The organism is Edaphosphingomonas haloaromaticamans, assembly GCF_001853345.1.
GTDB lineage: Bacteria > Pseudomonadota > Alphaproteobacteria > Sphingomonadales > Sphingomonadaceae > Sphingomonas_E > Sphingomonas_E fennica.
This window is the reverse complement of sequence record NZ_MIPT01000009.1, coordinates 1-2,779: the sequence shown is the minus strand read 5'-3', so window position 1 is coordinate 2,779 and position 2,779 is coordinate 1. Positions and strand designations below refer to the sequence as shown.

Below are 2,779 nucleotides of genomic sequence, written 5' to 3'. Positions count from 1 at the left end.
GGCGGGTGCCCTTGGCGTTCCCCCCGGTGGCAGCTGCCACCACCGGCAAGGCGCGGCCCTGGGCCGCTCGATCCTATGTGGCAGCTGACAGACTATTAAGCGCGCGGCCCTGGCCGCTCATTTTCAGCGCTCGCGGTCCTTTGATTTCTCGGCGGTCGGCGTCGGTGATTTGCCTTCGCGCAATGTTGCGGCGACATGGGCCTTTGCGCTTTCGACGATCTGCGCCAGCTGTTCCTTCGATGCGCCGCGCTCGGTGGCTGTGGCGACGCGCTTATCAATGGCGAGCTGGAATTGCGCGAACCTGGCATCGGCCCGGTTCTGCTCGGGCGAGTTTTTCTCGAATTGCGCAGCAAGGCGTAGATCAACCTGACTGACGCCGGGAGGCATGACTTGCAGACGTAGCGCGCGATCGGCGGCCTGAATGTCGCGGTCGGTCATCTTCGAAAGGAAATCTGCGGCGCCCGCGCTGATGGCGCGGACTCTTTGCAGCGGGTCCATGCCCTCGGACCAATTGACTTCGATCTGATGATAGCGGCGCTGCTCAATCAGCTGAAGGTGGTGCATCGGCCCTTTGGGGTCACGGAAAAAGGCAAGCTCCTGCGCTGAACGCGCGGCCAGCTGGCGCATGTCAGCGGACGTTTCCGCGATCCGGTTAAGCTGCTCATGCTGCCGCGACGCAACGGTTTGCGCAGTAGGCAGGTAACGGCTGATTTGATCCTTGGCCTGCTCGATACTCATTGCGCGTCGTTCGCCAACTGGCATGAGGGATTCCATCGAGGGCGGAAACGCGATGCCCGCTGCCCCACGCGCTGGCTCGACGCGGTTCTGTTCGAGCGGCATTGCATCACGGATGACTTTGGCGAGGGAGGCGTGATTTCCGGTATGGAAGCTGTCGCGGCTCGCCTCCATCCAGTCCTTCGGCCCCATTGCCTGGATTGAGACGAATTTTTCGGCCGCAAGGGAATGTAGCTGCAAGTGCAGCCGCATGGTGCGGCCATTGCCCTCACGGAACGGATGAACGGCATTTAATTCGGAAATATGCCGCCCCATGGTATCGGCAAAGCGATCACGATCCATCGACTTGAGGGTTTGGAGGTCGGGCAGCTGCTTAAATTCGTGCTCCATGCTGCGGGCAATGAAGTGCGCTCGGGCAAAAGTGCTGCCGGGTTTGCTTATGTCCACAGTTCGAAAGCGCCCCGCCCAATCATATACGTCCTGAAACAGATGATTGTGCAGCTCGCGATACTCGCGCGCGTTCGTCGCCGGCGCGGCGCGCTGCACGACAAGCTCGCCATGTCGGACAACCGAGAAGAAAGCTTCTCGCTCCTTGAGGATATTATCGTCGCGGATTCCCAGCTTGTTCCGAAGAACGTCGCTGTTACGCCAGGTGTAAGGGTCGCTCACCTGTCATGCAGCGAGTTTCTGGCGGGACAGAACATCACGGTTGTAGTCCTGCGCCAGACCAATCGCCACATCGACGGGAATTTGGGTTTCGACCAACAGCAAACAAAAAGAGTGGTCATCCGAAACCAATTCAAGTCCTTCAATCTTGCAATTTGCGATTGCCTCGCAATAAGCTGCCATAACGGCAGGAATGTCTTCCTGCCGACGAGGCTCATACCCCATCGCGTTGATGCGATTCCTGTAGGTGTCGATGATATTTTCCATTTTGCACCTAAAAACGACCTGCTCCCGCCCATAGTTAACATGTCGGGATTTGTATATAAACCACATTGAGTAGCCCCCGAATTTCACCTTCCCAAAGCGGGACGCCGCGCTTGCGCGGCGTCTCGTGCATTTTGCAGGGCGGGGCATTCAATCCGCTTGGTCGGTCATCATCGCCAACAGGTAGTCGGCGGCGTTCTGTGCCTCACGGGCGGCCTCAAAAATGGCGCGCTTGTCATTGCGGAGCGCGGTCAACCAGTGCTCGATATACGCGGCATGATCTTCGCGTTCCTCGACCTTGAAACCGACAATCGCACCGATGAAGGATGCGCCCAGCTCGGCCACGAGTTCGTCCCTCGCGTAGTCGGCGCGGCTCGTTGAAATCAAGGTTTTCCGGTTGAGGCGGCTTTCATGCCCTGCATGATGCACGGCCTCGTGCGCAAGCGTGGCATAGTAGTCGTCGGCGGAATGGAACGCTTCAAAAGCGGGCATTTGGATATAGTCGTCGCGGGTGTGATAATAGGCTTGCGATCCGCCAATGCGAACGGTTGCGTCGATGCGAGAGAACATCACTTCAAGTTCAACATCGCGGGTTTCGGGATTGGTGATGATCGGGGCGGGCGCGGGATATTTGCCGTCCAGTCCCTCGACCTGATCGGCATTGAAAACCGTGTATCGTTTCAGGAACGGAATGGCGCGCTCGTCGTCCGTTTCGGAGTCTTTAACGACAAGCTTGTTGGCATAGACAACGGTGGTCCCCTTGCTGCCCTTCCTGACATTGCCGCCAAGCTCCAATGCCTGTTTGAAGGTCAGCCAATAGGGCGAGGCGAAGCCCTGACGCATGGCACTGGCCCAAAGGCTGAGGACATTGATCCCACGATAGGCAACCCCATTGTGCCGGAGCGGAATGGTCGGCCCACCGCTCCACGGCTTCACCCAAGGCTTTGTCCCCGCTTCCAACATCGCAAGAATGTCGTCGGTGACGGCCTGATAAATGTCGATCCGGTTCGTTTCCTTGGCCATTTTCCTCACTCCTTTAGGCGAAGCCGCTGCCTGCGGCCTGCGGCTCTGACCCGCTGGCGAAGCGCGGGATGGGGAGGGGGAAGCAAAATCG

The 2,779-nt window shown here is 58.7% G+C and carries 3 protein-coding genes; all 3 read right to left on the bottom strand.

What is annotated here, in order from left to right; all coding sequences use genetic code 11:
* Nucleotides 1–123: 123 nt before the first annotated feature.
* Complete coding sequence (locus BHE75_RS22930; protein ID WP_056379707.1) at nucleotides 124–1,404, bottom strand: Fic/DOC family protein; 1,281 nt, start codon at nucleotides 1,402–1,404, stop codon at nucleotides 124–126.
* A gap of 3 nt (nucleotides 1,405–1,407) precedes the next feature.
* Nucleotides 1,408–1,668, bottom strand: a complete 261-nt coding sequence (locus tag BHE75_RS22925) for a hypothetical protein (RefSeq protein WP_056379729.1) — start codon at nucleotides 1,666–1,668, stop codon at nucleotides 1,408–1,410.
* 147 nt (nucleotides 1,669–1,815) lie between these two features.
* Entirely contained in the window at nucleotides 1,816–2,688 is an 873-nt protein-coding gene (locus BHE75_RS22920) for an ArdC family protein (protein ID WP_004213405.1), read from the bottom strand.
* Between the last annotated feature and the right edge of the window lie 91 nt (nucleotides 2,689–2,779).

Bases quoted from the DNA above. Each gene is read 5' to 3' on its own strand.
- BHE75_RS22925 (WP_056379729.1), bottom strand. From the start codon at position 1,668: ATGGAAAATATCATCGACACCTACAGGAATCGCATCAACGCGATGGGG.
- BHE75_RS22920 (WP_004213405.1), bottom strand. From the start codon at position 2,688: ATGGCCAAGGAAACGAACCGGATCGACATTTATCAGGCCGTCACCGAC.